This is a genomic window from Methylobacterium sp. WSM2598, from assembly GCF_000379105.1.
In the GTDB taxonomy this organism is placed as follows: domain Bacteria; phylum Pseudomonadota; class Alphaproteobacteria; order Rhizobiales; family Beijerinckiaceae; genus Methylobacterium.
This window is the reverse complement of the sequence record NZ_KB900609.1, coordinates 762,412-788,771: the sequence shown is the minus strand read 5'-3', so window position 1 is coordinate 788,771 and position 26,360 is coordinate 762,412. Positions and strand designations below refer to the sequence as shown.

The window sequence follows — 26,360 nt, the reverse complement described above, 5'->3', positions numbered from 1 at the left end:
TGCGGATGTCGGCTTCGCTCAGGCGCCGCGCTCAGGCGCCGCGCGGGCGCGCGATCCGGGATCCGCTTCGATCAAGCCGATCCCGGATCAGGGGGCAGTATGTCGTGACGCCTGACGATAGCGATGACCGATGTCGCATGTCAGGCGCAGATGTCCTGGAAGAGGTAGAAGCCTAACCGGTCGGCCGCCTCGCGGGCAGCCCAGGGCTGAAAGCCGACCGGCACGTCTGCCTCGCTGCGGGCCGTGTAGCCGTAGGACCAGTTCTCTGGCGCGAGAAAGGCCGGCACCGGCATGTCTTCACGGACAGCGCAGCACACGCCCGGTTTGTGCTTGCGCAGAAATACATTGTAAGCGTCGCGCAGCTGATCTTGTGCCAGCATGGCGTCCTCCCTTGCTCTCTCGGCTCGGCTATTCGAGCGGCCTGAGACCCGCCGCTCATTGATCCAGCGCAAACGGATCCAGCGGGATGCGCGCCACGGGACCTATGTAGAAACCCCTAAGGGATGTCGCGGAATTTTCAGATCGAGAGGTTGTCTGCCACACGTCTGTCGACTCACCCCAGCAGGTCACGCGCGCCTCGGTCTCACGGCCGCGCAGGCCGAGGGAGCACCGGCGATGATCCTGAAGCACTCCGGCCTCATCGCCTTCGCGATAAGAGCGGCGCTCGGAGCGGCCGCGATCGTCGCCGCCGCGGATCCTGGCATTCGGATCGCCTACTCGGATGGAGCAGTGCAGGCGCGTGTCGAAAAGGCGGCGCGGCAAACGGACCGGGTGATCCGCGCCAGGATGATCGAGGCGGCCCAGCACTCCGAGCTCCAAGTCGGGCAGGTGACCGGCGGTGATGGGACCAGCGCCCGCGGGCGAATGGTCGTGGCTTCCCACGCGCAGTGAGAAGGCTGGACAGCCATGGTGTTTCCCGATGCATCGCTCCTCGACGAAGCGGCTGAGGAACTCGCATTCCTGAGGACCGTCCTTCGGTCGAGCCGGCCAAGTCCCGCTTCCACGCCCAGGGCTGGAAAGGCGGGAGCGGTCTCTGATGCGCGTGCACTCGAGCTCGCGGCCGACCGCGATCTGGGTCGTGTCCCTGACGGCGGTGTAGCGCGACGCTAACGAGGCAGCCCGCCCGCGCGCCCGTCACAGCTCTGCGCCCGCGAGACCGGCACGTCGACCTGCCGCAGCTTGGCCACGACCTCCTCCGGCTCGCGCTTCCTCGTTCCCATCGCGCCCGTCCTCCGGCCCAAAGCCATGATTCGGACCGGACCACTCCGACGGCGGCTGACCGGGGGCGGTGGCCGGTGTTAGTGTTCAAACGATAAATAAGCCTTGACAGGATCTCCCGCCGCCGGCAGTTTATCAGTTGATAAATGACTGCGGCCCGGGCCGGTGCATTGCGGCGCCCGCCCACCATGGAGGAACGTCATGGCCATTCGGACGGGGTCCGCCGGCAGGCGGGCGATCATCGTCGGCGGCTCCCTGGGAGGGCTGTTCGCGGCCCTGCTGCTGCGCCGGGTCGGCTGGCAGGCCGAGATCTACGAGCGTGTCGGCGCCGAGCTCTCCGGCCGCGGCGCCGGGATCGTCACCCACGCGGAGCTGTTCGACGCCCTCGAGCGGGCCGGCATCGAGCGGGGGCGGGCCGAGATCGGCGTGGCGGTGGCGGGGCGCCGGGTCCTGGCCCGTGACGGAAGCATCCTCGCCGAACGGGCCCTGCCGCAGGTGCTCACCGCCTGGGGCCACCTCTACACCCTCCTCCGGCGGGCCCTGCCCGACAGCTGCTACCATCGGGCCCGCGGCCTCGTTCGGGTCGAGGAGGGCCCCGAGGCGGTCACGGCCCATTTCGCGGACGGCTCCACCGCGCGCGGCGACCTCCTGATCGGGGCCGACGGCATCGGCTCGGCGGTGCGGGCGCAGTTCGCGGCCGAGGCGGCGCCCCTCTACGCCGGCTACGTCGCCTGGCGGGGACTCGTCGAGGAGGCGGACCTGTCGGGGGAGACGCGCGCCGCGCTCTGCGACCATTTCTGCTTCGCGCTGCCGCCCGGGGAGCAGATCCTCGGCTACCCCGTCGCCGGGGCGGGCGACGCGACCGTGCCGGGCCGGCGCCGCTTCAACTTCGTCTGGTACCGGCCGGCCGCTCCGGAGACCGGGCTGAGGACGCTCCTCACCGACCTCGACGGGGTGACGCACCCGCTCTCGATCCCGCCGAACCGGATCCGTCCGGAGGTCACGGCCGCGATGCGGCGGGACGCGCGCCGGCTCCTCGCGCCCGCCTTCGCCGAGGTGGTGGAGCGCACGGCGCAGCCCTTCCTGCAGGCGATCCAGGACCTTGAGACGCCCCGCATGGTGCTCGGGCGCCGCGCCGTGATCCTGGGCGACGCCGCCTTCGTGGCGCGGCCCCATGTCGGCATGGGCGTGACCAAGGCCGCCGGGGACGCGCGCGCCCTCGCGGAGGCGCTCGACGCCCACCCGCACGACCTCGCGGCGGCCCTCGGCCAGTTCGAGCGGGCGCGCCTCGCGCCCGGCCGCGCCGTGGTCCGGCGGGCGCGGGAACTCGGCGCCTTCATGCAGGCGCAACTCCTCACGCCGCGGGAGCGGGCGCTCGCCGAGCGCCACCGTGCTCCCGAGGCCGTCATGGCCGAGACGGCCGTGGCGACCTGGCTCGCGGCCTGAGCAACGATCACCACAGCAGGAGGGACGACACCATGGAGATCGAGCGGATCGCGGGCCATCCGGCCTTCCGCCGGCTCGCCTTCGAGCGCGGCTGCCTCGGCCTCGGCCTCGCGGCGGCGATGGCGGGGGCCTACTTCACCTACATCCTCACCATCGCGTTCCGCCCGGCCCTCCTCGGCCTGCCGGTCGCCGAGGGCTCCGCGATCAGCTGGGGCATCGTCGCCGGGGTGGGACTCCTCGGCCTCGGCTTCCTGCTGACGGCGATCTACGTGCTCGTCGCCAATACCCGCCTCGACGCCCTGAGCCGCCGCCTGCAGGAGGACCTGCGATGAGGCCGCGCCTCCTCCCGGCCCTGGTGCCGCTCGCCCTCGCGGCGGGACCGGCGGCGGCCGACGCGCTGTCGGGCCCGTCGAGCCGCCAGGCCCTGAACCCGGTCGCCATCGGCCTGTTCCTCGCCTTCGTGGCCGTGACCCTCGCCGTCACAATCCGGGCGGCCCGGCGCGGCACCCGCACGGCGAGCGACTTCTACGCCGCGGGCGGCTCGCTCGGCGGCGTCCAGAACGGGCTCGCCATCGCGGGCGACTACACGTCCGCGGCCACGTTCCTCGGAGTGACGGCGCTCGTCTACGGCTCGGGCTACGACGGGATGATCTACGCGGTCGGCTTCCTGGTCGGCTTCCCGATGATCCTGTTCCTGATCGCCGAACCCCTGCGCAATCTCGGCCGCTACACCTTCGCGGACGTGGCCGCCTACCGGCTCGCCGAGATCCCCGTGCGGCTGGTGGCGGGGCTCAACACCCTGGTGATCGTGCTCCTCTACCTGATCGCCCAGATGGTCGGGGCCGGCAAGCTGATCGAGCTCCTGTTCGGCCTGCCCTACGCCACGGCGGTGGCGCTGGTGGGCGTGCTGATGATGCTCTACGTCGCCTTCGGCGGCATGCGGGCGACCACCTGGGTGCAGATCATCAAGGCGGTGCTCCTGCTTGCCGGGACGGCGCTGATGGCGGCGCTCATCCTCGCCCGGTTCGGCTTCAGCCTGGAGGCCCTGTTCGCGCGGGCCATCGCGCTGCATCCCAAGAGCCGCGCCATCATGGCGCCGGGCGGGCTCGTGCGGGATCCGGTCTCCGCGCTCTCGCTCGGCCTTGCGCTGATCTTCGGCACCGCCGGCCTGCCGCACATCCTGATGCGGTTCTTCACCGTGGCGGATGCGCGCGAGGCGCGGCTCTCGGTGCTGGTCGCCACCGGCTTCATCACGGTGTTCTACACGCTGCTCTTCGTGCTCGGCTTCGGGGCGATCGCCCTCGTGCTCGGCGAGCCCGCCTTCACGGACGCGGCCGGCCGCCTGATCGGCGGCCCGAACATGGTGGCGCTTCACCTCGCCGACCGGCTCGGGGGCGCCCCGCTCCTCGGCTTCATCTCGGCCGTCGCCTTCGCGACCATCCTGGCGGTGGTCTCCGGGCTCGCGATCGCCGGGGCCTCGGCGGCGAGCCACGACCTCTACGCCCGCGTCCTGCGGCGCGGCCGGGCGAGCGAGGCGGAGGAGGTGCGCGTCTCGAAGGGCGCGGCGGTGGCGATCAGCCTCGCCGCCATGGCCCTCGGCCTCGCCTTCGAGAACCAGAACATCGCCTTCCTGGTCGGGCTCGTCTTCGCCATCGCGGCGAGCGCCAATTTCCCGGTGATCGTGCTCTCGGTCTCCTGGCCGGGGCTGACCACCCGGGGAGCCGTCGCGGGCTCGCTCGCCGGGCTCCTGTGCGCGCTCGGCCTGATGATCCTCGGCCCGGGCGTCTGGACCGCCGTGCTCGGCCTCGGGGCGGCCCCGTTCCCCTACGACAACCCCGCGCTCTTCTCCGTGCCGCTCGCCTTCGTGACCGCGGTGGCGGTCTCGCGCCTCGACCGCAGCGCGGCCGCCCGCGCCGTCCGCGCGGCCTACCGCGCCCAGCACGTCACCGCCCAGACCGGCTTCGACCGGCCCCGGCCGGTCGCCGCCCACTGACCGAGGAGGACCCATGACCGAATCCCCCGCCCATGCCTGGCCCGCGCCGCCGGCCGACTGGCCCGAGGCCCTGCGCCGGGACTTCGCCGACCGCGCCGGCAACGGGCAGGTCGGCAGCCGGCTCGTCTCCGAGACCGACCGCGTCCGCGTCTGGCTCCTGACCCTGAGGCCCGGCGAGCGGATCGGCTTCCACACCCACGTCCTCGATTATTTCTGGACCGCCATCACCGCAGGGCGCGCCCGCTCGCATTATGGGGACGGGCGGGTCGCGGAGGTGTCCTACGCCCCCGGCGACACGCGGCACCATCGCTACGCGCGGGGCGCCTTCATGGTCCACGACCTGGAGAATATCGGCGACACCGACCTCGTGTTCACCACGGTGGAATTCCTCGACAGCGCCAACCCGCCCCTGCCGCTCGGTCGCGACGCGGCCATCGCGGTCCCGGCCGGGCGGTGACCGGCCGGTCAGCCCCCCTCGGCCGCGCAGCCCGCGCGGCCCCGCCCCGGCCCGGTGGTCTTCCCGCCACGCCGCGTGGTAACCTGCCGCCGTGGATGCGACGACGAAATTCGTGACGGCCCCCCGACGCCCGTCCGCGGCGCAGCGCGCCCCGGTCCGCGCGGGCGAGGCGGGGCGCCGGCGCCTGAGCCCGGCCCAGCGCGAGGAGGAGATCGTCCGCGAGGCGGTCGGGTTCTTCGCCGAGTTCGGCTTCGAGGGCCAGACCCGGGAACTCGCCAAGCGGCTGAACATCACGCAGCCGCTCCTCTACCGCTACTTCCCGACCAAGGACGCCCTGGTCGAGCGCGTGTACCAGGAGGTGTTCCTGCGCCGCTGGAACCCGGCCTGGGAGGAGGCCGTCCAGGACGCCTCCCGCCCCCTGCGCGAGCGGCTGACCGCCTTCTATACCGATTACGCCAGCGTCATTCTCACCTACGAGTGGATCCGCCTGTTCATGTTTGCCGGGCTCAAGGGCCTGGACTTCAACACGCGCTATCTGGATCTGCTGCGGGAGAGGATTTTTTCGGTCATCATCGGACAGTTGCGCGAGGAGTTCGGCAGGCGCCCGCTCGCGGACAAGCCGGCCACGCCGCTCGAGATCGAGGCGATCTGGAGCCTGCATGCCGGCATCTTCTATCTCGGCGTGCGCAAGTTCATCTACAGCATGCCGGTCGACGACATCCCGGCCATCGTCGGCATGAAGGTTAAGATGTTCCTCGACGGCGCGGCCTCGGTGATCGGCGTCGAGGAGGACGCGCCCTGCGCCCGGTGAGGCGGTCCGCGGCCGGGTCGGGATCGGGGCGCGGGCGGCGCCGCGCCCCGGGAGGCCGGTGAGGGCGCGTCGCGCGTGGGCGCGGGAGAGCGCTTTCGGACAAGATGACATGGCTCTGGTTGTCTCTCGGAAGCTCGTCCGGGGAGAGAATCCCGTGATGGCGACGGGCCGCCATGGTGCCGGAATCGATGATGCCGGGGCCGCGCCGCACGGCGCCGGCTGAATCTGCGGGACGAGGAGGCGCGGATCGCCGGGCTGCGGGCCGACCTCGTGGGATCCGGCCGCCGCCAGGGGGCTGCCGGCCTGACCGGGGCGGCCCGGTGGCTCGGGCGCGACTCGGTTGCACGCTGCCGCGTTGCGACCACGAACGTGTCACAGTGCTCCTCGCGAGACCGTGAGGAGTATCGGCGTGAACGCCTGCAGCCTGCCGCCCGAGCCGCCCGACCACCCCTTCATCCCGGGTGGCAGCGAACTCGGCGCGCTCGTGCGCGCCCACGATTGGGCGGCGACTCCCCTCGGGCCCCTCGAAACCTGGCCCCAGAGCCTGCGCACCGCGGTCGGGATCGTGCTGCTCTCGCCCGTGCCCATCGTGATGCTGTGGGGCGAGGACGGCATCATGATCTACAACGACGCCTACTCGGTCTTCGCCGGGGGACGGCACCCGCAGCTCCTCGGCTCCAAGGTGCGCGAGGGCTGGCCCGAGGTCGCCGATTTCAACGACCACGTCATGAAGGTGGGGCTCTCCGGCGGCACGCTCGCCTACAAGAACCAGGAACTGACCCTGCACCGCTACGGCCGGCCCGAGCAGGTCTGGATGGACCTGGACTACTCGCCGATCCTCGACGAGCGCGGCCGGCCCGCCGGGGTCGTCGCCATCGTGGTCGAGACCAGCGAGCGCGTGCGGGCGGAGCGCCGCGAGGCCTTCCTGGCCGGGCTCGCCGACGCGCTGCGCGACCTCGCCGACCCGCTCGCCGTGCGGGAGGCCGCGACCCGCAGCCTCGGCCTCCATCTCGGCGCGGACCGCGTCGGCTACGGCGAGGTGAGCGACGCGGACGGCGCCCCGCGCCTGACCATCGCGCAGGATTGGTGCGCGCAGGGCGTCGCCTCCATCGCCGGCCAGCACGACATGACCCGCTACGCCTCCGCCTTCCTGGCGGATTTCCTGGCCGGCCGGACGGTCGTGTTCGAGGACATGCGCAGCGATCCCCGGACCGCCGGCCAATCCTCGGAGGCGGCCCACGCGCGCCTCGCCGTCCGGGCGCAGATCGTCGTGCCGCTGGTCAAGGCCGGGCGCCTCTCGGCCGTCCTCTTCGTCCACTCGGTCGAGGCCCGGCCCTGGTCGGCCGACGACGTGTCGCTGGTCGGGGAGGTGGCCGAGCGCACCTGGGCCGCCGTCGAGCGGGCCCGGGCCGAGCGCATGGTCCAGGAGCGCAACGCGCGGCTGGAGATCCTCGCCGAGGCGATCGAGCGCGCGCCCGCGGCGCGCACGCTGGGCGAGCTGATGGAGATCGTGGGGGCCGCGGCGCGGCGCCTGTCGGGGGCGGACGGCGTCACGGTCGTGCTGCGCCGGGGCGAGCAGTGCTTCTACGCCATCGAGGACGCGGTGCAGCCGCTCTGGAAGGGACGCCGCTTCCCGCTCGTCTCCTGCATCTCGGGCTGGGCCATGCTCAACCGCCGGACCGCGATCGTGGCGGATGTGCGCGCGGATTCCCGCGTGCCGCAGGATCTCTACACGCCCACCTTCGTGCGCAGTCTCGTGATGGTGCCGATCCTGGCGGACGGCGAGGCGACCGCCGCCATCGGCGCCTACTGGCCGGAGGTCCATCGGCCGCCCGAGGGCGAGGTCGCGACGCTGGAGGCGCTCGCGCGCACGGCGGGCGCGGTGCTGCGGCGCCTCGACGCCGAGGAGGCGCTGCGCCGCCTCAACGAGACCCTGGAGACGCAGGTCGCCGAGCGCACCGCCGACCGGGACCGCATGTGGCGGCTCTCGACCGACGTGATGCTGGTGGCCCGCTTCGACGCCACGATCACGGCCGTGAACCCGGCCTGGACGACCCTGTTCGGCTGGCGCGAGGACGACCTCGTGGGCGGCCGGTTCACGGATTTCGTCCACCCGGAGGACAGGGAGGCGACGCGGGAGGAGGTCGGCCGGCTCTCCGAGGGGCTGACGACGCTGCGCTTCGTCAACCGCTACCGGCACCGGGACGGCAGCTACCGCTGGCTGTCCTGGACCGCGGTGCCGGACGAGGGGCTGATCCACGCGGTCGGCCGGGACATCACCGTCCAGCGCGCCCAGGGCGAGGCCCTGGCCAAGACCGAGGAGGCGCTCCGGCAGGCTCAGAAGATGGAGGCGGTGGGCCAGCTCACCGGCGGCCTCGCCCACGACTTCAACAACCTGCTCACCGGCATCGCCGGCTCCCTCGAATTGCTGCAGACGCGCGTGGCGCAGGGCCGGACGGGCGAGCTCGACCGCTACATCGAGGCGGCGCAGGGGGCCGCCAAGCGCGCCGCGGCGCTCACTCACCGGCTCCTCGCCTTCTCGCGCCGCCAGACCCTCGCCCCCAAGCCCACCGACGTGAACCGGCTCGTGGCGGGCATGGAGGAGCTGATCCGGCGCAGCATCGGCCCGGCGATCGCCCTGGAGATCCTGGCCGGGGACGGCCTCTGGCCGATCCTGGTCGATCCGAGCCAGCTCGAGAACGCGCTGCTGAACCTGTGCATCAATGCCCGCGACGCGATGCCGGACGGGGGCCGCATCACGATCGAGACCTCCAATGCCTGGCTCGACGAGGAGGCGGCCCGCCCGCTCGATGTCCCGGCGGGCGAGTACCTGCTCCTGTGCGTGACGGATACCGGCACCGGCATGCCGCCCGACGTGATGACCAAAGTCTTCGACCCGTTCTTCACGACGAAGCCCCTCGGCGAGGGCACGGGGCTCGGCCTGTCGATGATCTACGGCTTCGTCCGGCAATCCGGCGGGCAGGTGCGGATCGCCTCCACCCTCGGCCAGGGCACGACGATGGGCCTCTACCTGCCGCGGCACCGCGGCGAGGCGGAGGCGCCCGAAGCCTCGCCCGCCCTCGCCGTCGCCCCCCGGGCCGGGCAGGGCGAGACGGTGCTGATCGTCGACGACGAGCCGAGCGTGCGCATGCTCGTCACCGAGGTGCTGGAGGATCTCGGCTACGTCGCCATCGAGGCGGCGGACGGGCCGTCGGGCCTGAAGGTGCTGCAATCCGGCGCGCGCATCGACCTCCTGATCACCGATGTGGGGCTGCCCGGCGGCATGAACGGCCGGCAGGTCGCCGACGCGGCCCGGGTCACCCGCCCGGACCTCAGGGTGCTGTTCATCACGGGCTACGCGGAATCGGCGGCGATCGGCCGGGGGCTGCAGGAGGCCGGCATGGCGATCCTGACCAAGCCGTTCGTCATGGACACGCTCGCGAGCCGCATCAAGGACCTCATCTCCGGCCAGGGCTGATCCCGACGGTCACGGGAAACGACCGTCGGTTCCGTTGTCGAATCGTCGTCCCGAGGCGTCGGCTTCGTTCGCCGTCGACGGCAGAGCGGCGTCGCCGATCGCGGTCCTGGGCGCCGCCGCGCGGGGAGGGACGCGTCACGGTCGGCCCTCACGGTCGGCCCATGCGGCGCCCGCCGGGCTTGCAAGACGCGGTCCCGTTCCGCACGAGGGCGGTGGTGGGGCGCAGCGGCGGGGAGCGGCGGCATGACGGGGCTCAGCCTTCAGGACGCGGCCAGGAGGGCGGGGGTGAGCCGGTCCGCCATCTGGCGGGCGATCAGCGCGGGCCGGCTCGCCGCGCAGCGTCGCGAGGACGGGGAATTCCGCATCGCGCCCGCCGAGTTGCAGCGGGTCTACCCGCGCGCCGCGCCGCCGGACAATCCTCTCGACCAGGAGGCGCAGCGGGCCGACGCGGTCGCGCTGCGCCTCCGGCTCGCCGCCGCGGAGGCGGAGATCGGGGGCCTGCGCGAGATGGTGGAGGAGCTCCGCCGCGCCCGCGACCAGTGGCAGCAGCAGGCCGAACGGCTGACGCGCGCGCTCGCGGCGCTCGGCGCGCACCGGTAGCCGCCCGTCTCGGCGGGGGGGCGGCGTCCCGGACGCGTGCCGACGATGCACCCGCCCGTGCCGGGCCGAGCGGCCTCATCCGGCGAAGCGGGGCGCCCGCACGCGGCGCGCACTGCCCGCCGGGGATCCGGCCCGCACCCACGAACCAAGCGCGGCCTCGCGCGTAAGACTGCCCGCGCGAGGTTGCGCGGACGAGCAGCGGGCCCATGACGCGGCAGCGATTCCGGCACGAGGAACGGCGGACACGGCGGGGCGCCCGGATCGTCGAGGGCTTGCGGTGGGTCACGCGGCCGCTCGCCGCGCCCGATCCGCTCCTGTGGGCGTTGATCGCCGCGCTCCTGGCAGTCGACGGGGCGTGGCTGTGGGCGGCCGGGATCGCCCTCGACCCGGCGGGTTTCGGGGGGCTCGCCGGCCTCGTGGCGGTGCTGCTCCTCGGCGCTTTGTTCTGGAGCCGGGCGACCTCGCATCCCGCCCTGCGCGGCATGGCGCTCGCCTCGGCCGGCCTGATGGCCGGCACGGCGGCGCTCGGCCTGCTCCACTACCTCGCCGCCACGCTGGGGCGTCCCCTCGCCGACCCCGTGCTCATGCGGGCCGAGGCGGCGCTCGGCTTCGACTGGCGCGCGCACGTGGCGCTGGTGGAGCGCCACCCCGCCGTCGCGCGGGCCCTCGCGCTCGCCTACCATTCGAGCGGTCCGCAGATCGCCCTGGTGGTGATCGTGCTCGCGGCGACCCGCCGCATGGGCCGGCTCTGGGCCTTCGTGCGCCTGTTCTGCGCCGCGCTGGCCTGCGCGGTCGCCGTCTCGGCCCTGCTGCCGGCGGTCGGCCCCTACGCCGCCTACGGCCTCGCCCCGCCGGATCCGGATTCGGTCGAGACCGTGGGCGCCCTCTGGCACCTCCACCCCCTCGCGCAGCTGCGCGCGGGCAGCCTGCGGGTGATCGCGCTGCAGGACATGCGCGGCCTCGTCACCTTTCCGTCGTTCCACGTCAGCCTCGCGCTGATCACCGCTTGGGCGCTCGCGCCGGTGCCGGGCCTGGGAAAGCCGGCGATCCTGGTGAACGCGGCCGTCGTGCTGGCGACGCTGAGCGCGGGCGGGCATTACCTGCCCGACCTGCTGGCCGGCGCGGCCGTGGGCGGCGCGCTGCTCGCCCGTCTCGTCCTGGCCCGCCGGCCGGCCGCGCCCACCGAGGCCGCCGGCCGGCTGATCCCGAGCGCACTCTCCCGCATCGTGCCGCGCCGGGAGCGCGCCTGATCCCGCCGGCGTCCCCCCGGACCGAGGGGCCGCCGCGCCGTGCGCGACCGCACGGAAGCCGGCGGCGCGCCCGTGTCGGATGGGCGCCAGGGAGACTCTCGATCACCGAGGAGGCGCGCATGACCCGCCGCGACACCGATCCGGGACGCACCATCGCGGCCCTGGCCGACGACCTTCCCGACGACGTGCTCGACCGCGCCGTCGGCGGCCGAAGCTACTCCGATTTCGGCCTGGGCGAGCTGACGCCGAAGGACCCGATCGCGGTCGGGTCGCAGCAGGCGGGCATGACCTTCCGGATCTCGGCCTTCCAGATCGTCGACATCTTCACGCAATCGCGCGGATCCGGCGGCGGCGGCGGCGGAGTTTGATGAGCGACGCCATTGACCGCCGCGTGGGCGGGCGGGGTCGGCCGCGCGAGCGCGGCACACCACGAGTTGCGCTCGCGCCCTCGCACGCGCCTTGCTACGGGCAATCCATGTCTCAGCACACCCTCCGCGCCTGTCTCAGCGCGCTCCGTCTCGCCAGTTGGTTCTGTGTCGTCCTGATCGTCTGGCTCTCGTGGATCCCGCGCGAGTGGGAGATCCGCACCGGCCTGCTCGGCCAGATCGAGCACGTCATCGCCTATTGCGGGGCGGCGGCGCTCCTGGCTACCGCCTACCCGCACATCCGCCGCGCCCCGCTGAGCGCCGGCCTGGTCGGCCTCGCGGGCCTGCTCGAAGTCGGGCAGATCTGGGTTCCGGGCCGGACCCCGCAGGTGATTGACTTCGCGGCCAGCAGCGCGGGGGCGATCCTCGGCGTCCTGCTCGGGCGCGCGGCGCTCGCGGCGGCCGGCTGGGCGGCGCGTCGGGGCGCCTGAGCGCCCGCGCCCGGCGTCGATGGCGCGCCCGCCCGGCGCCGGCGGCGCGGGGCCCGCCTCGCGCTGGCGCGGGGCCCGCCTCGCGCTGGCGCGGGGCCCGCCTCGCGCTGGCGCGGGGCCCGGGTGGCACCGGTCGCCGTCCCGCTCGAGGATGGATCCCGCCTGCGCCGACCCGCCCTCCCGCGCGGCGCGCGAACCGCCGCCGCCACGCCGGTCGCACTCAGCCTTTATCAGTCAAATTGCAATAAAATTGTCCGTGACGAACGCGATGAGTTGGACGATCAGTATCAATCGAAAGTTAGGACCGGAAGCCTAGCCTCAGCTGGTCTAATTTGCGGCCGGCCCGTCATGCTCCTTCGAAGACATTTCTTGCGCAGTCAGGACGGGAGCAACTCCGTGGAGTTCGCCCTGCTCACGCCCGCGCTGATCGTGCTCGCCTTCGGCCTGATCGAGTTCGGGCTGATCGTGTACACGCTCAACAGCGCCGAGAGTGCCGCGCGCGACGTGACGCGCCAGCTCGCCACCAACCGGATCAGCGCCGCCCAGGCGTCGGACGCGGTGATTCGCCAGCTCCCGGCCTGGGTCGCGGCCGGGACCACGATCAGCGTCACCCAGACCGCGCCGGGCGACCCGGCCAACAACCGCTTCACGACGGACGTCGCCTTCTCGGCCGCGGCGGCGACCCCCACCACGCTCCTGAACTGGGCCTATGGCAGCGTCGTCCTGCACGCCCGGGTCAGCATGCAGCAGGAGCCCGGCTCATGAGGCACTTCTTCCGCGACCGCGCCGGTCAGATCACCGTGCTGGCGAGCCTGCTGTCGCCGGTCGGGCTCGGCGTCGCCGCCCTGGCGATCGATCTCTCCACCCTGCAGATGGTCAAGCAGCGGCTCAAGGTGACGGCCGATGCCGCCTCCCTGGCGGCCGTGGCCGTCCTGCCCGACACGGGCACGGCCCTGAGCCGGGCCCTCGCGATCGCGGCGGACAATGCCGGGGCGGGCGCCGGTTCGGTGACGACGGCCGCCGACGTCCAGTTCGGCAGCTACGATTCGGCCACGCGGACCTTCACGGCCGGCGCTACGCCGGCCAACGCCGTGCAGGTCACCGCCTCCCGCAGCGAGGCGCGCGGCAACCCGGTCATCACCGGCTTCGCGCGGGCGCTCGGCTGGGCGACGCCCGACCTCTCGGCCAGCGCGGTGGCGGTGCGGTTCTCGCCGGCCTACTGCTTCCTGGTCCTCGACCCCTCGGCCTCGGGCGCCCTCAGCGTCTCGGGGACGGGCCGCCTCTCGGTGCCGAATTGCGGCGTGCAGGTGAATTCCACCTCCGCCTCGGCCGCCACCACCGGCAACAACAGCACCGCCCAGGCCCGCAGCTTCTGCATCACCGGGGGCTATTCCGGATCGAGCTTCAGTCCCGTGCCGATCACCCGGTGCCTTCCCGCCGCCGATCCCCTGGCGGACATCCCCGAGCCCGCCCCACCCACCGCCGGCTGCTACTACAACGGCCTCAACACCGGCTCCGGCATGACGCTTCCCTCGAACGTCACCTATTGCGGCAAGATCACGCTGAACGGAAACGGCAATTTCAACCTGCAGCCTGGCCTGTACTATTTCAAGAACGCCACTGTCGAATTGCTGCAGAACGCGTCCTTGGCGGGATCGGGAGTGACGATCTTCCTCGACGCGACCTCCACCCTGAAATTCGCGGCCTCCGGGACGGTGAACCTGAAGGCGCCGAGCACCGGCCCCTATCGGGGCTTGCTGATCTTCCAATCCCGCAGCGCCTCGGCGACGACCACGAGCGTGGTGCGCGGCAGCCCCGACATCCTGCTCGACGGGACGATCTACCTGCCCAGCGCGACACTGAGCATGACCGGCTCCGGCACCGTCAGCGACGTCGCCAAGAGCGGCTACGTCATCGCCGGGCGGGTCAACTACAACGGATCGGTCACGTTCAACTTCGACGTCTATTCGGACGTCCTGCCCGCGGGCTTCAAGTACAGTTCGGGCCTGGTGGAGTGATCCGGGATCCGCTTGATCGCAGCGGATCCCGGATCCCAAGCCCGCGCGGCGCCCGAGCGGAGCCGACCTCCGCATGGTGAACTCGCCCGGCGGCCCTCTGCCCCTGCGTCTCCGTCCGGGTGCCCGGCCGCGGGATCCGGGGCCGGACCGGTCCCGAACCGGCCGCAGCGGGGAGCACGAGTTGCAAGATGCTCTCGGCGCGCGGAGCGTCCCTCCGCGCTGAACGGACGGGAGAGAGGGACAGCCGCCCCGCCGCTCAGGCGACCGAGTGCCTCGCCATCAGGCGCGCGAGTTCGGCCTCGGCGACCTCGCGCGCCTCCGCCTCGGATCGGTGCGGCCGGTCCGACCGGCGGTAGAGCTTGCCGTGGTCGCGAATCGCCCAGGTGTAATGGCCCGCCGCATCGCGGCTGGGCCGGATCTCCAGCGTGAAGCAATGCTGCCCGTGCGCGTCCATGACCCGGATATGGAGGCCGGCGCCGCGGGTCCAATGCGGCGAGATGGCTAGTGGCCGTGATGGACGGCGGACGGGCGTCGCGCCGGCCACGCCAGCCGCCGGCGGAGGGGCCGCCCGTCACCGGCCCGACCGCCTCACGGCCTCGCGGCGCCGCCGCCGCAGTCCCAGGATGGTGCCGGGCGCGTCGCGACCAGCCGCGCGGCGCGGGCGGAGGCGGATCGCTGGCCCCCCTCTTGCAAACCCCGCCGCGCACCGGAGGGGTCCCGCATGAACCGACGCCAAGTCCTGACACTCGGGGGCGCCGCCCTGGCCTGTCCGGCCCTCGCCCGCGCGGCGAGCGAGACGACGCTGCGCTTCGTGCCCTACGCCGACCTGGCGCTGCTCGACCCGATCATCACCACGAACTACGTCACGCGGACGCACGCGCTCCTGGTCTTCGACACGCTCTACGGGACCGACGCGCAGTTCCGGCCTCAGCCCCAGATGGTGGCGGGGCACGAGGTCGAGGCCGACGGGCGCCTCTGGCGGCTGACCCAGCGGGAGGGCCTGCGCTTCCACGACGGCAGCCCGGTCCTCGCCCGCGACGCGGTGGCGAGCCTCAGGCGCTGGGCCGTGCGGGACGCCTTCGGCGGTGCGCTCTTCGCGGCCCTGGACGAGATCTCGGCGCCCTCCGACCGCGTGGTGCAGTTCCGCATGAGGCGGCCCTTCCCGCTGCTGCCCCAGGCGCTGGCCAAGCCGACCTCCTACGTGCCGGTCATCATGCCCGAGCGCCTCGCCGCGACGCCCGCGACGAGCGCGGTGCCGGAGATGGTCGGCAGCGGTCCCTACCGCTTCGTCGCGCAGGAGCGGGTCCCGGGGGCGCTCGCGGTCTACCGTCGCTTCGCCGAGTACCGGCCGCGGGAGGGGGGCGAGGCGAGCTTCACGGCCGGGCCGCGGATCGCCCATTTCGAGCGGGTCGAGTGGCGCACCATGCCCGATCCCGCCACCGCGGCGAGCGCGCTGCGGGCCGGCGAGGTCGACTGGATCGAGCAGCCCGCGATCGACCTCGTGCCGCAGCTCGCGCGCGCCCGGGGCGTCACGGTGGCGGTGGTCGAGCCGGCGGGGCTGATCGGGCAGATCCGCTTCAACCACCTGCAGCCGCCCTTCGACGACCCGGCCATCTGCCGGGCCTTCCTGGGGGCGGTCGACCAGACCGAGATGATGGACGCGGTGGCCGGCACCGATCCGGCGATCCTGCACGGGCCGGCCGGCATCTTCACGCCGGGCGGGCCGATGGCCTCCGAGGCCGGGATGGAGATCCTGACCGGTCCCCGCGACATCGCCCGCAGCCGGCGCGAACTGGAAGCGGCCGGCTACCGCGGCGAGCCGGTGGTGCTCCTCGCCGGCACGGACGTGCCGCGGATCAACGCGGTCTGCGAGGTCATGGCGGAGGTCTGCCGCCGGCTCGGCGTCGCCCTCGACTACGTCGCCACCGATTGGGGCACGGTCAACCAGCGCATCCTCAACCCGAAGCCCCTGGACCAGGGCGGCTGGAGCCTGTTCGGCATCTTCTCCGGCGGGCTCGATCACCTCTCGCCGGCCTACCACCTCGCGACCCGCGGCATCGGCCGGGCCGGCGTGCCGAGCTGGCTCACCGACGCCCCGCTGGAGGAGCTCCGCGACGCGTGGTTCGCGGCGCCCGACCTCGCCGCCCAGCAGGCGATCGCGGCGAAGATCCAGGCCCGCGCCCTCGCGGTCGGCGCCTACATTCCCTGCGGCCGCTACGTCCAGCCGACGGCCTACCGGTCGGAGCTGACCGGGATGCTCACCGGGCTGCCCCTGTTCACCAACCTGCGGCGGGGCGGGTAGGCGCGGGAGATCGGCACGTCGTCGCGCGGACGGCTCGGCCGGCCCTCGGCGGCCTGCGGGACCGGTCCGCTCGCCCCGGACGACGGCGACCGGACCCCCTCATCCCCGATCCGCCAGATCCCTTCGGGATGGCGGATGTGGGCGTCGCTCAAGCGCCGCGCGGGCTTGTCATCCGCTGCGATCAACCGGATCCCGGATCAGGCCAGCGGGTTCTCCGCCGCGGGCCGGTCGTGGAGGTGGCAGGCGGCCTCCTGGTCGGGGGCGATCCGGCGCATCCGCGGCACCTCGCGCCGGCAGCGCTCGAACGCGAAGGGGCAGCGGGTGTGGAAGCGGCAGCCCGGCGGCGGGTCGATCGGGCTCGGCACGTCGCCCTTCAGCACGATGCGGTCGCGGGCGGCGCCAGGCTCGGGCACCGGCACCGCCGAGAGCAGCGCCGCGGTGTAGGGGTGCTTGGGAGCCGCGAAGATGCGGGCCCGCGCGGCGATCTCGACGATCTGGCCGAGATACATCACCGCGACCCGGTGCGTCATGTGCTCGACGATCGCGAGGTCGTGGCTGATGAACAGCAGCGCGAGGCCGAGATCCCGCTGCAGGTCCTGCAGCAGGTTCACCACCTGCGCCTTGACCGAGACGTCGAGGGCCGAGACCGCCTCGTCGCAGACGATCAGCGCCGGCTCGGGGGCGAGCGCCCGCGCGATGCCGATGCGCTGGCGCTGGCCGCCGGAGAATTCGTGCGGGTAGCGCGCGCCCGCATCCTTCGGCAGGCGCACGAGGTCGAGGAGGGCGGAGATCCGGGCGTCGAGGTCGCGGCCGCTCCGCGCGAGGCCGAAATTGCGCAGCGGCTCGGCCAGGATCTCCCGCACCCGCATGCGCGGGTTGAGGCTGGAGAACGGGTCCTGGAACACCACCTGGATGCGCCGCCGCAGCGGCCGCATCGCGCCCGCCGAGAGGTCGTCGATGCGCTGGCCGTCGAGCACCACCTGGCCCGAGGTGGCGTCGGTCAGGCGCAGGATCGTGCGGCCGACGGTCGATTTTCCGCAGCCGGATTCGCCCACGATCGACAGGGTCTCGCCGCGCTCCAGCGTGAAGCTGACGCCGTCGACCGCCCGCACCGCGCCCCGGCGCAGGGGAAAGTGCTTGGTGAGGTCGTTGACTGCGAGGAGCGGCGGCTTCATGCGGCGGCCGCCTCCGCGGGGGCGTGGTGGCAGGCGGCGAGGTGGCCGGGCGCCTTGGGGGCGATCGCCGGCGCCACCGCCCGGCACAGATCGGTCACGGCGGGGCAGCGCCCCGCGAAGACGCAGCCGGTGATGCGGCTCTTGAGGCTCGGCACCTGCCCGGGGATCTCGGCGAGTCGGGTCTGGGTCCCGCCGAGGGAGCTGCCGAGGCGCGGCACCGCGCCGAGCAGGCCCCTCGTGTAGGGGTGGCGCGGCCGCGCGAACAGGGCCTCGACCGGCGCCTCCTCGATCTTGCGGCCCGCATACATCACGATCACCCGGCTCGCGACCTCGGCCACCACCCCGAGATCGTGGGTGATCAGGATGATGGCGGCGCCGACCCGGCGCTTGAGGTCGCGCATCAGGTCGAGGATCTGGGCCTGGATGGTGACGTCGAGGGCGGTGGTCGGCTCGTCGGCGATCAGGAGCTTCGGGCTGCAGGCGAGCGCCATGGCGATCATCACCCGCTGGCGCATGCCGCCCGAGAGCTGGTGGGGGTAGCCCCGCACCCGCCGGGCCGGCTCCGGGATGCCGACGAGGCTCAGCATCTCGACGGCGCGCGCCTCCGCCCGGCGCCGGTCGAGGCCCTGGTGCAGCCGCAGGGTCTCGCCGATCTGGCGGCCCACGGTGAGGACCGGGTTGAGGCTCGTCATCGGCTCCTGGAAGATCATGCCGATCGCGTTGCCGCGGATCTGCCGCATGGCGCGCGGCGGCAGCGCCAGGAGATCGCGGCCCTCGAAGCGGATCGCCCCGGTCGAGCGCCCGACCCGCTCGGGGATCAGGCGCAGGATCGAGTTGGCGGTGACGGACTTGCCGCAGCCGGATTCGCCGACGATCGCCACGGTCTCGCCGGTCTCGACCTCGAACGACACCCCGTCCACCGCCCGGTTGATGCCGTCCGGCGTGCGGAAATGGGTCCGGAGGTTCTCGACTTCGAGGAGGGCCATGGCGGCTCCGCGGCGGGTCAGGATCGGAGGGAGGGGAGCCGCCGCGCGCCGCCCTCCCGGCGCGGGCGCGTCACAGCCGCTTGGCCATGCGCGGGTCGAGGGCGTCGCGCAGCCCGTCGCCGACGAGGTTCACGGCGAGCACGGTGAGCGACAGGAACAGGGCGGGGAAGAACACGATCGTCGGCTTCACCTGCCAGAGGGCGCGGCCCTCCGCCATGATGTTGCCCCAGGAGGGCGTGGTCGGCGGGGTGCCGGCGCCGATGAAGGAGAGGATCGCCTCGGTGATCATCGCCGAGGCGCAGATGTAGGTCGCCTGCACGGTGAGCGGCGCCAGGGTGCCCGGCAGGATGTGGCGCCCGATGATCGCCGGCACGGTGCTGCCGCTCGCCACCGCGGCATCCACGTAGGGCTGCTCGCGCAGGGACAGGACCACCCCGCGCACGAGGCGCGCGACGCGCGGGATCTCCGCCACGGTGATCGCCGCGATCACGTTCCCGACCGAGCCGCGGGTGAGCGCCATCAGGGCGACCGCGAGCAGGATCGGCGGGATCGCCATCACCCCGTCCATCACCCGCATGACGATTCCGTCGAGCGACCGCAGGAAGCCCGAGACGAGGCCGATCGCGAGCCCGATCCCGGAGGCGAGCGCCGCCACCGCGAAGCCGACGAGGAGCGAGACCCGGGCCCCGTAGATCACCCGCGAGTAGATGTCCCGCCCGAGCATGTCGGTGCCGAACCAGTACTGCGCCGAGGGCAGCCGCGTGCGCCGCGACGGCGACAGGGCGGTCGGGTCGACGGTGAACAGGTACGGCGCCAGGACCGCGCAGGCCAGCATCAGCAGCAGGATCGCCGCGCCGACCGCCACCGCCGGGTGGCGCCGGATCAGGCCCGGGAGGCCGCCCCGGCGGCGCACCGGCGGGAAGAGGTCGGGCAGGTCCGGCGCCGCCGCGACCGGGCCGGAGGGGTCGACGGTCGCGCTCAATAGCGGATCCTCGGGTCGAGCAGCACGTAGACGAGGTCGATGCCGAGATTGACCAGCACGTAGCAGAAGCTGAACAGCAGCACGACGCCCTGGATCACCGGGTAATCGCGGCGCAGGATGGCGTCGACGGTGAGCCGCCCGAGCCCCGGGATGACGAAGACGCTCTCGGTGACGACGGCCCCGCCGATCAGGAGCGCGATGCCGAGGCCGATCACCGTGACGATCGGCACCGAGGCGTTCTTGAGCGCGTGCACGAACAGGATGGCGCGCCGGCCGAGGCCCTTGGCGGTCGCGGTCTTGATGTAGTCCTGCGCCAGCACTTCGAGCATCGTCGCGCGGGCGATCCGGGCGATCAGCGCGATGTAGACCGAGCCGAGGGCGACCGCCGGCAGGATCAGGTTCTGCAGCCAGGGCCAGAACCCGGCCGAGAGCGGCGTGTAGCCCTGGACCGGCAGCCATTCGAGTTCGAGGGCGAAGACGTAGGCGAGCAGGTAGGAGATCACGAAGACCGGCACCGAGAAGCCGAACACCGCCAGCGTCATCACCAGCCGGTCGATCAGGCTCCCGGCCTTCCAGGCCGCCGCGACGCCGAGCGGCACCGCGACGGCGATCGACAGGACCAGCGTCACGACCATCAGCGACAGGGTCGGCTCGATGCGCTGGCGGATCAGCGCAGTCACCGGCAGGGCGGTGAAGATCGAGGTGCCGAGGTCCCCCTGCAGGATCTGCCAGGCCCACTCGCCGAAGCGCACCAGGAAGGGCCGGTCGAGCCCGAGGGTCGCCCGGATCCGGGCGACGTCGTCGGGCGTCGCCTGGTCCCCGGCGATGATCGCCGCCGGGTCGCCGGGCGCGATGTAGAGCAGGCTGAACACGAACAGGGCGACGACGACCATCACCGGGATCGTCGCCAGGACCCGCCGTCCCGCATAGGCCAGCATGCGCGTCTCCGCGGGTTCACGCCGATTTCGACACGCCCCAGAAGAAGGGCAGGGGGCCCTTGGTGACGCCGCTCAGCGATGTCCGCCACGCCTGGTAGGTGAGGAAGAAGCCGGTCGGCACGTAGACCACGTAGTCGAGGGCGGCCTTGTTGAGGCGGCGCATGGCGGCCTTCTCGTCCCCCGGCGTCGCCGCCTCGAACCAGCCGGTGATCGCGGCCTCCACCGGCGGGCTGTCGGGCCAGCCGAACCACGCCTTGTCGCCGTTGGCCCGGATCGCCGTGTAGCCGACCGGGCTCAGGCAATCCGCCCCGGCATGCCAGGTGTGGAACATGCTCCAGCCGCCGTCCTTGGGCGGCGCCTTGGAGGCGCGGCGGGCGCCGACGGTGCCCCAGTCGGTCGCCACGAAGTCGACGTTCATGCCGAGCTTCTTGAGCAGGTCGGCGGTGACGTCGCCCTGCGCCTTGGTGATCGGCTGGTCCTGCGCCACCACGCAGGTCACCGGCTCGCCCTTGTAGCCGCTCTCGGCCAGGAGCTTCCTGGCCGCCGCGAGGTCGCCGCCGGGCTTGACCACCTCGCCGCCCTCCTCGTTGTAGAGCGGCGTCCCGGGCGTGAAGTAGCCGGGCAGCGGCTTCCACAGCGCGTCGTCGTCGCCGACGATCGCCCGCATGTAGTCCTCCTGGTTCATCGCCATCAGGACCGCGCGGCGCACCAGCTGGTTGTTGAAGGGCGGGTGCAGCGTGTTCATCCGGAACGAGCCGACGTTGCCGAGCGGGTCGGCGATGTCGACCTGGATGTTGCGGTTCTTCTTGAGCAGCGGGACGAGGTCGGCGATCGGGTTCTCCCACCAATCGACCTCGCCGTTCTGCAGGGCCGCCGAGGCGCTGGCCGGGTCCGGCATGATGATCCACTCGACCCGGTCGAAGGCGATCTGCTTGCCGCCCGCGAGCCAGGAGGCCGGCTCCTGGCGCGGGACGTAATCGGCGAAGCGCGTGAACACCGCCCGCGCCCCCGGCACCCACTCGTCGCGGGCGAAGCGCATCGGCCCGGAGCCGACATACTCGGTGATCTGCTTGAACGGGTCGGTCTGGGCGATGCGCTCGGGCATCACGAAGGAGCAGGGCGCGTTGTTCTTGGCGAGCGCCAGGAGCATCTTCGGGTAGGGCTTGGTCAGCACCCAGCGGAAGCTGCGGTCGTCGACCGCCGAGAGCTCCGCCTGGATCGCCCGGATCATCAGCCCCATCGGGTCGCGGGCCGACCAGCGCACGAGGCTCGCCACCGCGTCCCGCGCCCGCACCGGCTCGCCGTCGTGGAACTTCAGGCCCGGCCGCAGGGTGAAGGTCCAGGTCAGCCCGTCCGACGAGACGGTCTCGGATTCGACCATCTGGCGCTGGGGCCGCAGCTGCGCGTCGACCCCGTAGAGCGTGTCCCAGACCAGGGCCGCGGCGTTGCGCACCACGTACTGGGTCCCCCAGATCGGGTCGAAATTGGCGAGGTTCGCCTGCGGGACGAAGCGCAGGGTCTTGGCCGCGCCCTGGGCGAGGGCCGGGGCCGGGAAGGAGGGTCCGGCGGCGAGCGCGCCCGCGCCGGCCATTGCCTTCAGCAGCGATCTGCGATCCATGCGGGTCACCTCCCCTTCGGGGCGTCGGCTCGCGCCGCGCTCCGGCTGTCTCGGGCCTCCTCGGCAAGCAGAGCGCGTGCCAAGCTCAAGCGGGATGCCACCAGCGGCCCCCGACCACCACGCCCGCCGAGGTCAGGCGCCGGTCGCCGGCGAGGTGCTCGCCCGTGGTGTCGACGTAGTCGAAGCGGCCCTCGTCGAGCCGCAGGATCGTGGCGTCGCCGACCGATCCCGGCCGCAGGGAGCCGAGTTCGGGCCGCCGCAGGGCCGTCGCGGCGTTCACGGTCGTGGCGGCGATCACGTCCGGCAGGCTCATGCCGAGGCAGAGGAACTTCGACAGGGTCGTGGTCTGGTCGAAGACCGGGCCGTCGATGCAGAGGGTGTGGATGTCCGACGAGATCGTGTCGGGCGGGAATCCGTTCGCCAGCATGGCCCGGGCGGTCTTGAAGGCGAAGGAGCCCTTGCCGTGACCGATGTCGAAGAGCACGCCGCGGCGGCGCGCCGCCACCACGGCCTCGCGCACCCGGCCCTGGCCGGAGAGGGGCGCGTTCGGGAAGGGCCGGAAGGCGTGGGTCAGCACGTCGCCGGGGCGCAGGCGCTCGACCACCTCCTCGTAGCTCGGGGGCGGGTGATCGATATGCACCATCATGGGCATGCCGACCTCCTCGGCGACCTGGAGCGCCGCCTCGAAGGGCTGCAGGCCCGAGCGGCCGGAGGCGTGCAGCCCGACCCGGACCTTGATGCCGACGACGACGTCGCGGTTCGCCTCCGCGACCGCCGCCGCCTCGGCCGGGGCCATCAGGCGGATCTCCTCGCTCTCCCCGACCATGATACTCTTCGAGAAGGCGAAGATGCCCGCGAAGGACACGTGCAGGTAGGCGAGGATGCGGACCGGCGAGGGCTCGATCACGTGCTTGCGGAAGCCGAGGAAGTTGCCCGGGCCGGCGCTGCCGGTGTCCACCGCCGTGGTGACGCCGCTGTCGCGGGCGAACTGCGCCGCGTCGATGCCGAGCGAGGTGCCGCCCCAGTAGACGTGCGTGTGCAGGTCGATCAGGCCCGGGACGACGATGAGGCCGCGCAGGTCGCGGACGTCCGGGCAGCCGGTCGTGTCGATGCCCTCGCCCAGGGCGGCCACGCGGCCGCCCGCGAAGGCGACGCGGGTGACCCGGTCGATCCCGGCGGAGGGGTCGATGACGCGCGCGCCATCCAGGATCAGCTCATGAGCCATCAGACGAACTCGGTCGAACCCGCGCTCAAGCGAGCATGGCGGACCGCTCTTGTCCAGCTTATCCCTTCGCCGCGACGCGCGCTGTCCTCGGATGACGGCCCCGGATCGGGTCCGTGATCCGCCGAACCGGCTCAGGCGGGGCGCCGGATCAGGCGCGGGCGCCAGATCCCCAGCACCACGTTGGCGGTCGCGACGGCGAGCAGCACCAGGAGCGTGCCGCGCTCCGGGCCGAGGGACTGGGCGAGGGTCGCGGGATCGATCTCGCCGGCGAGGGCGCGGGCGCTGCGCCGCGCCTCCTCCTGCATCGGCCCCTGCACGCCGACGAAGCCGTACTCGAAGAGCAGGATGCCGGTGGCGAGCTTGACCCAGGCCCAGCCGGCGGCGTGGAAGCCCCGGTGCGCCGCGATGGCGAGGAGGCCCGCGACCAGCGTCACCGCCAGCGAGGGCAGGAAGATCCAGGTCGAGACGGCCGCCATCGCCTCGCGCATCAGCGCGTAGCCGGCGAGCGAGCGCGGCGAGGGCGCGACACTCATCATCGCGACGAGGCAGGCCATCGCGCCCATCAGGCCGATCGAGCCCATCGTGTGCAGGAATTTCAGGAAGCGTCGCATCCGTCGCGTCCCCGGGACCTCGCTCGCGCGGGAGAGTATCCCACCTCGCCGCCGCCGGGGAACCGGGGCTTGCGCGCGATCCCCGCGCCGCGCCAGGGAGGAGGCCGCGCAGCGCACGACCGGAGCGGCCCGCGATGAGCATCGACACGGTGGCGGATCTCCTCCTCGCGGCCCGCGGCGGCGCGCGGGTTCCCTGGCGGGCGGTCGCCCCGGCCGATCCGGCCGGCGCCTACGCCGTCCAGGACGCGGTCGCCGCCCGGCTCGGTCCCGTCGGCGGCTGGAAGGTCGGCGCGGCGAATCCGGAGGCGGTGCCGAACGCCGCGCCGTGCCCGGCCGCTTGCCTGCGCGGGAGCGGGGCCGTGCTCGACGGGCCGGAGTGGCGCCTGCGGGGCATCGAGGCGGAGGTCGGGCTGCGGCTCGGGCGCGACCTCGACGGCGCGGCCCCGCGGGCCGAACTGGCGGCGGCGGTGGAGGCGGTCCTGCCGGTGATCGAGGTCGTGGAGACGCGCCTCGACGGCTGGGGGGAGGCCGACCCGCTCGCGCGGCTCGCCGATCTCCAGAGCCACGGCGCGCTGATCCTCGGCCCGCCCTCCCGCCTCGATCCGGCGGCGCTCGACCTGCGCACCGTCGCGGCGGACCTCAGCGTCGACGGCCGGGCGGTGGCCGCGACGCGGGGCGGCAACCCGGCGGAGGATGTCTGGCGGCTGCTGGCCTGGCTCGCCGACCACGCCGCCGCGCGCGGGCGCCCGCTGCGCGCCGGGCAGGTCGTCACCACCGGCTCCTGCACCGGGATGCTGTTCTGCGCGCAGGGGACGCGGGTGGCGGCCGAACTCGCCGGGATCGGCGCGGTGGCGATGCGCTTCTGACGCCGCGGCTCCCGGCCCCGCGGCTCACCCGGCGTCCGCCTCCCCGAGATAGCGCTGCCGCAGGTGGCCCAGGAACGGCGCGCTGGAGAGCGGCTGGCCGGTCGCCGCCACGAGGAGGTCCTGCGTGTCGAGGAGGCTCGCCCGCTCGTGCACGTGGCGGCGCAGCCAGCCGACGAGGGGCGCGAAATCCCCCCGCGCGAGGCCGGGCCGGATCCCGGGTTCCGCCGCGCAGGCCGCCGCGAAGAGCTGCGCGGCCATCATCGCCCCGAGCGTGTAGGTCGGGAAATAGCCGAAGGAGCCGCCCGGCCAGTGGATGTCCTGCAGGCAGCCGAGGGCATCGTTCGGCACCGCGAGGCCGAGGAGGTCGCGCATTCCGGCGGCGAAGGCCTCGGGCAGGTCGGCGACCGCGAGGTCGCCCGCGATCATCGCGATCTCCAGCTCCGTCCGCAGCAGGATATGGGCCGGATAGGTGACCTCGTCGGCATCGACCCGGATGAGGCCGGGCGAGACCGCGGTCGCGAGGCGGGTCAGGTTCGCGGCGCTCCAGGCGGGCCCCTCGCCGGCGAAGTGCCGGCCGAGCAGGGGGGCGAGGAAGCTCAGGAATTCGGGCGAGCGGCCGGCCTGCATCTCGATGATCAGCGACTGGCTCTCGTGCAGGCTCATGCCGCGGGCCTGCCCGGCCGGCTGGCCCCGCCACGCCGCCGGTCGGCCCTGTTCGTAGAGCGCGTGCCCGGTCTCGTGCAGCACGCCCATCAGCGCCCGCATCACGTCGCGCTCGTCGTAGCGGGTGGTGATGCGCACGTCGTCGGCGGCGCCGCCGCAGAACGGGTGCAGGCTGACGTCGAGGCGCCCGCGCCGGAAGTCGAAGCCCGCGGCCCCCATCAGCGCGAGCCCCACCGCCCGCTGGGTCTCCACCGGGAAGGGGCCCGGGAGCGGCAGCGCGGGCGGGGCCGCCGCCTGGCGCGCGCGGACGGCCTCGATCAGCCCCGGCAGGACGGCGCGCAACTCGGCGAAGAGCGGCTCGATCAGGCCGCGCCGCAGGCCCGGGTCGTAGGCGTCGAGGAGCGCGTCGTAGGGCGAGAGGCCGAGGGCCGCGCCCTTGGCCGCGCCGATCTCGCGCTGGAGCCGCAGCACCTCGGCGAGGTGGGGCGCGAGCAGGGCGAAATCCGACCGCGCCCGCGCCTCCCGCCACACCATCTCGGCCCGCATCACCGCGCGGGCATTGGCCTCCACGAGGTCGCGCGGGACCGCCGCGGCGTGCCGGCGCACCCGGCGCATCTCGCGCAGGTTGGCCCGCGCACCGGGGTCGAGGGGCTCCTCCTCGGCCCGGGCGAGCTCCTCGTCGAGGGCCGGGGCGGTCAGGAGGTCGTGGATCAGCCCCTGCAGGGCGGCGAGCTGGTCGGCGCGGCCCTCCGCGGCCCCGTCCGGCATCTGGGTGCGGGAATCCCAGTCGAGGATGCCCGCGGCGCCCTCCAGCGCCGCGATCCGCCCGAAACCCTCCGCGAGGGAGCGATATGCGTCCATGCCCCG

The 26,360-nt window shown here is 73.3% G+C and carries 25 protein-coding genes; 15 read left to right on the top strand and 10 right to left on the bottom strand.

The window, feature by feature from the left end; genetic code table 11:
* Positions 1 to 140 precede the first annotated feature (140 nt).
* Positions 141 to 380 carry a hypothetical protein gene (locus MET2598_RS0103840; protein ID WP_012333669.1) on the bottom strand — a complete coding sequence of 80 codons (240 nt, stop codon included), beginning with the start codon at positions 378 to 380 and terminating at the stop codon, positions 141 to 143.
* A 235-nt stretch (positions 381 to 615) separates the two neighbouring features.
* On the opposite strand from MET2598_RS0103840, the gene MET2598_RS0103835 reads away from it, so the two are divergent.
* From MET2598_RS0103835 to MET2598_RS0103765, 13 genes are all read left to right on the top strand, one after another.
* Entirely contained in the window at positions 616 to 891 is a 276-nt protein-coding gene (locus MET2598_RS0103835; protein WP_018259913.1) for a hypothetical protein, read from the top strand.
* Positions 892 to 1,419: 528 nt separating this feature from the next.
* The gene (locus MET2598_RS0103825) at positions 1,420 to 2,664 is read left to right on the top strand and encodes an FAD binding domain-containing protein (RefSeq protein ID WP_018259911.1); all 1,245 of its coding nucleotides are present in this window, start codon (positions 1,420 to 1,422) and stop codon (positions 2,662 to 2,664) included.
* Between the two features lie 32 nt (positions 2,665 to 2,696).
* The gene (locus tag MET2598_RS0103820) at positions 2,697 to 2,996 is read left to right on the top strand and encodes a DUF485 domain-containing protein (RefSeq protein WP_012333672.1); all 300 of its coding nucleotides are present in this window, start codon (positions 2,697 to 2,699) and stop codon (positions 2,994 to 2,996) included.
* A complete protein-coding gene (gene actP / locus MET2598_RS0103815) occupies positions 2,993 to 4,657 on the top strand; it encodes a cation/acetate symporter ActP (protein ID WP_012333673.1) in 1,665 nt (554 codons plus the stop codon). Before MET2598_RS0103820 ends, actP begins: the two co-directional genes overlap by 4 nt.
* A gap of 13 nt (positions 4,658 to 4,670) precedes the next feature.
* Positions 4,671 to 5,114: a hypothetical protein gene (locus tag MET2598_RS0103810; RefSeq protein WP_012333674.1), complete on the top strand. Its 444-nt coding sequence runs from the start codon at positions 4,671 to 4,673 to the stop codon at positions 5,112 to 5,114.
* 112 nt (positions 5,115 to 5,226) lie between these two features.
* On the top strand, positions 5,227 to 5,925 hold the full coding sequence (locus tag MET2598_RS0103805) for a TetR/AcrR family transcriptional regulator (RefSeq protein ID WP_018259910.1): 699 nt from the start codon (positions 5,227 to 5,229) through the stop codon (positions 5,923 to 5,925).
* Between the two features lie 409 nt (positions 5,926 to 6,334).
* A complete protein-coding gene (locus MET2598_RS0103800) occupies positions 6,335 to 9,403 on the top strand; it encodes a GAF domain-containing hybrid sensor histidine kinase/response regulator (protein WP_018259909.1) in 3,069 nt (1,022 codons plus the stop codon).
* A gap of 285 nt (positions 9,404 to 9,688) precedes the next feature.
* Positions 9,689 to 10,003, top strand: coding sequence for a hypothetical protein (locus tag MET2598_RS0103795; RefSeq protein WP_012333677.1), 315 nt, complete (start codon positions 9,689 to 9,691; stop codon positions 10,001 to 10,003).
* A 206-nt stretch (positions 10,004 to 10,209) separates the two neighbouring features.
* Positions 10,210 to 11,253, top strand: a complete 1,044-nt coding sequence (locus tag MET2598_RS0103790) for a phosphatase PAP2 family protein (RefSeq protein ID WP_012333678.1) — start codon at positions 10,210 to 10,212, stop codon at positions 11,251 to 11,253.
* 119 nt (positions 11,254 to 11,372) lie between these two features.
* Positions 11,373 to 11,621, top strand: coding sequence for a hypothetical protein (locus tag MET2598_RS0103785; RefSeq protein ID WP_012333679.1), 249 nt, complete (start codon positions 11,373 to 11,375; stop codon positions 11,619 to 11,621).
* A gap of 107 nt (positions 11,622 to 11,728) precedes the next feature.
* Complete coding sequence (locus MET2598_RS0103780; protein WP_018259908.1) at positions 11,729 to 12,109, top strand: hypothetical protein; 381 nt, start codon at positions 11,729 to 11,731, stop codon at positions 12,107 to 12,109.
* Between the two features lie 396 nt (positions 12,110 to 12,505).
* Entirely contained in the window at positions 12,506 to 12,874 is a 369-nt protein-coding gene (locus MET2598_RS0103770; RefSeq protein WP_012333681.1) for a TadE family protein, read from the top strand.
* A complete protein-coding gene (locus MET2598_RS0103765) occupies positions 12,871 to 14,127 on the top strand; it encodes a TadG family pilus assembly protein (protein WP_012333682.1) in 1,257 nt (418 codons plus the stop codon). Before MET2598_RS0103770 ends, MET2598_RS0103765 begins: the two co-directional genes overlap by 4 nt.
* 256 nt (positions 14,128 to 14,383) lie before the next feature.
* Here the strand turns inward: MET2598_RS0103765 and MET2598_RS0103760 are convergent, their stop codons facing one another.
* The gene (locus tag MET2598_RS0103760) at positions 14,384 to 14,581 is read right to left on the bottom strand and encodes a hypothetical protein (RefSeq protein WP_018259907.1); all 198 of its coding nucleotides are present in this window, start codon (positions 14,579 to 14,581) and stop codon (positions 14,384 to 14,386) included.
* Between the two features lie 267 nt (positions 14,582 to 14,848).
* On the opposite strand from MET2598_RS0103760, the gene MET2598_RS0103755 reads away from it, so the two are divergent.
* Positions 14,849 to 16,429, top strand: a complete 1,581-nt coding sequence (locus tag MET2598_RS0103755; RefSeq protein WP_018259906.1) for an ABC transporter substrate-binding protein — start codon at positions 14,849 to 14,851, stop codon at positions 16,427 to 16,429.
* A 197-nt stretch (positions 16,430 to 16,626) separates the two neighbouring features.
* On the opposite strand, the gene MET2598_RS0103750 is transcribed toward MET2598_RS0103755, so the two are convergent.
* From MET2598_RS0103750 to MET2598_RS0103720, 7 genes are all read right to left on the bottom strand, one after another.
* Positions 16,627 to 17,604 carry an ABC transporter ATP-binding protein gene (locus tag MET2598_RS0103750; protein ID WP_012333685.1) on the bottom strand — a complete coding sequence of 326 codons (978 nt, stop codon included), beginning with the start codon at positions 17,602 to 17,604 and terminating at the stop codon, positions 16,627 to 16,629.
* Positions 17,601 to 18,590, bottom strand: coding sequence for an ABC transporter ATP-binding protein (locus tag MET2598_RS0103745; protein WP_018259905.1), 990 nt, complete (start codon positions 18,588 to 18,590; stop codon positions 17,601 to 17,603). The genes MET2598_RS0103750 and MET2598_RS0103745 overlap by 4 nt, the downstream gene beginning before the upstream one ends.
* 70 nt (positions 18,591 to 18,660) lie before the next feature.
* Positions 18,661 to 19,572 carry an ABC transporter permease gene (locus tag MET2598_RS0103740; RefSeq protein WP_012333687.1) on the bottom strand — a complete coding sequence of 304 codons (912 nt, stop codon included), beginning with the start codon at positions 19,570 to 19,572 and terminating at the stop codon, positions 18,661 to 18,663.
* On the bottom strand, positions 19,569 to 20,510 hold the full coding sequence (locus tag MET2598_RS0103735) for an ABC transporter permease (RefSeq protein WP_018259904.1): 942 nt from the start codon (positions 20,508 to 20,510) through the stop codon (positions 19,569 to 19,571). Before MET2598_RS0103735 ends, MET2598_RS0103740 begins: the two co-directional genes overlap by 4 nt.
* Before the next feature lie 16 nt (positions 20,511 to 20,526).
* Positions 20,527 to 22,128, bottom strand: a complete 1,602-nt coding sequence (locus MET2598_RS0103730; protein WP_018259903.1) for an ABC transporter substrate-binding protein — start codon at positions 22,126 to 22,128, stop codon at positions 20,527 to 20,529.
* 85 nt (positions 22,129 to 22,213) lie between these two features.
* A complete protein-coding gene (locus MET2598_RS0103725) occupies positions 22,214 to 23,353 on the bottom strand; it encodes an amidohydrolase/deacetylase family metallohydrolase (protein ID WP_018259902.1) in 1,140 nt (379 codons plus the stop codon).
* Between the two features lie 131 nt (positions 23,354 to 23,484).
* Entirely contained in the window at positions 23,485 to 23,964 is a 480-nt protein-coding gene (locus MET2598_RS0103720) for a hypothetical protein (RefSeq protein WP_018259901.1), read from the bottom strand.
* A 134-nt stretch (positions 23,965 to 24,098) separates the two neighbouring features.
* Here MET2598_RS0103720 and MET2598_RS0103715 point away from each other — a divergent pair, with 134 nt between their 5' ends.
* Positions 24,099 to 24,830 carry a 2-keto-4-pentenoate hydratase gene (locus MET2598_RS0103715; protein WP_018259900.1) on the top strand — a complete coding sequence of 244 codons (732 nt, stop codon included), beginning with the start codon at positions 24,099 to 24,101 and terminating at the stop codon, positions 24,828 to 24,830.
* 24 nt (positions 24,831 to 24,854) lie between these two features.
* Here MET2598_RS0103715 and MET2598_RS0103710 read toward each other — a convergent pair whose 3' ends face one another.
* Positions 24,855 to 26,354: a carboxypeptidase M32 gene (locus MET2598_RS0103710; RefSeq protein ID WP_012333693.1), complete on the bottom strand. Its 1,500-nt coding sequence runs from the start codon at positions 26,352 to 26,354 to the stop codon at positions 24,855 to 24,857.
* Between the last annotated feature and the right edge of the window lie 6 nt (positions 26,355 to 26,360).

Bases quoted from the DNA above. Each gene is read 5' to 3' on its own strand.
- MET2598_RS0103760 (WP_018259907.1), bottom strand. From the start codon at position 14,581: ATGGACGCGCACGGGCAGCATTGCTTCACGCTGGAGATCCGGCCCAGC.
- MET2598_RS0103835 (WP_018259913.1), top strand. From the start codon at position 616: ATGATCCTGAAGCACTCCGGCCTCATCGCCTTCGCGATAAGAGCGGCG.
- MET2598_RS0103730 (WP_018259903.1), bottom strand. From the start codon at position 22,128: ATGGATCGCAGATCGCTGCTGAAGGCAATGGCCGGCGCGGGCGCGCTC.
- MET2598_RS0103725 (WP_018259902.1), bottom strand. From the start codon at position 23,353: ATGGCTCATGAGCTGATCCTGGATGGCGCGCGCGTCATCGACCCCTCC.
- actP (WP_012333673.1), top strand. From the start codon at position 2,993: ATGAGGCCGCGCCTCCTCCCGGCCCTGGTGCCGCTCGCCCTCGCGGCG.
- MET2598_RS0103755 (WP_018259906.1), top strand. From the start codon at position 14,849: ATGAACCGACGCCAAGTCCTGACACTCGGGGGCGCCGCCCTGGCCTGT.
- MET2598_RS0103750 (WP_012333685.1), bottom strand. From the start codon at position 17,604: ATGAAGCCGCCGCTCCTCGCAGTCAACGACCTCACCAAGCACTTTCCC.
- MET2598_RS0103785 (WP_012333679.1), top strand. From the start codon at position 11,373: ATGACCCGCCGCGACACCGATCCGGGACGCACCATCGCGGCCCTGGCC.
- MET2598_RS0103765 (WP_012333682.1), top strand. From the start codon at position 12,871: ATGAGGCACTTCTTCCGCGACCGCGCCGGTCAGATCACCGTGCTGGCG.
- MET2598_RS0103720 (WP_018259901.1), bottom strand. From the start codon at position 23,964: ATGCGACGCTTCCTGAAATTCCTGCACACGATGGGCTCGATCGGCCTG.
- MET2598_RS0103710 (WP_012333693.1), bottom strand. From the start codon at position 26,354: ATGGACGCATATCGCTCCCTCGCGGAGGGTTTCGGGCGGATCGCGGCG.
- MET2598_RS0103820 (WP_012333672.1), top strand. From the start codon at position 2,697: ATGGAGATCGAGCGGATCGCGGGCCATCCGGCCTTCCGCCGGCTCGCC.
- MET2598_RS0103810 (WP_012333674.1), top strand. From the start codon at position 4,671: ATGACCGAATCCCCCGCCCATGCCTGGCCCGCGCCGCCGGCCGACTGG.
- MET2598_RS0103745 (WP_018259905.1), bottom strand. From the start codon at position 18,590: ATGGCCCTCCTCGAAGTCGAGAACCTCCGGACCCATTTCCGCACGCCG.
- MET2598_RS0103840 (WP_012333669.1), bottom strand. From the start codon at position 380: ATGCTGGCACAAGATCAGCTGCGCGACGCTTACAATGTATTTCTGCGC.
- MET2598_RS0103825 (WP_018259911.1), top strand. From the start codon at position 1,420: ATGGCCATTCGGACGGGGTCCGCCGGCAGGCGGGCGATCATCGTCGGC.
- MET2598_RS0103790 (WP_012333678.1), top strand. From the start codon at position 10,210: ATGACGCGGCAGCGATTCCGGCACGAGGAACGGCGGACACGGCGGGGC.
- MET2598_RS0103780 (WP_018259908.1), top strand. From the start codon at position 11,729: ATGTCTCAGCACACCCTCCGCGCCTGTCTCAGCGCGCTCCGTCTCGCC.
- MET2598_RS0103715 (WP_018259900.1), top strand. From the start codon at position 24,099: ATGAGCATCGACACGGTGGCGGATCTCCTCCTCGCGGCCCGCGGCGGC.
- MET2598_RS0103735 (WP_018259904.1), bottom strand. From the start codon at position 20,510: ATGCTGGCCTATGCGGGACGGCGGGTCCTGGCGACGATCCCGGTGATG.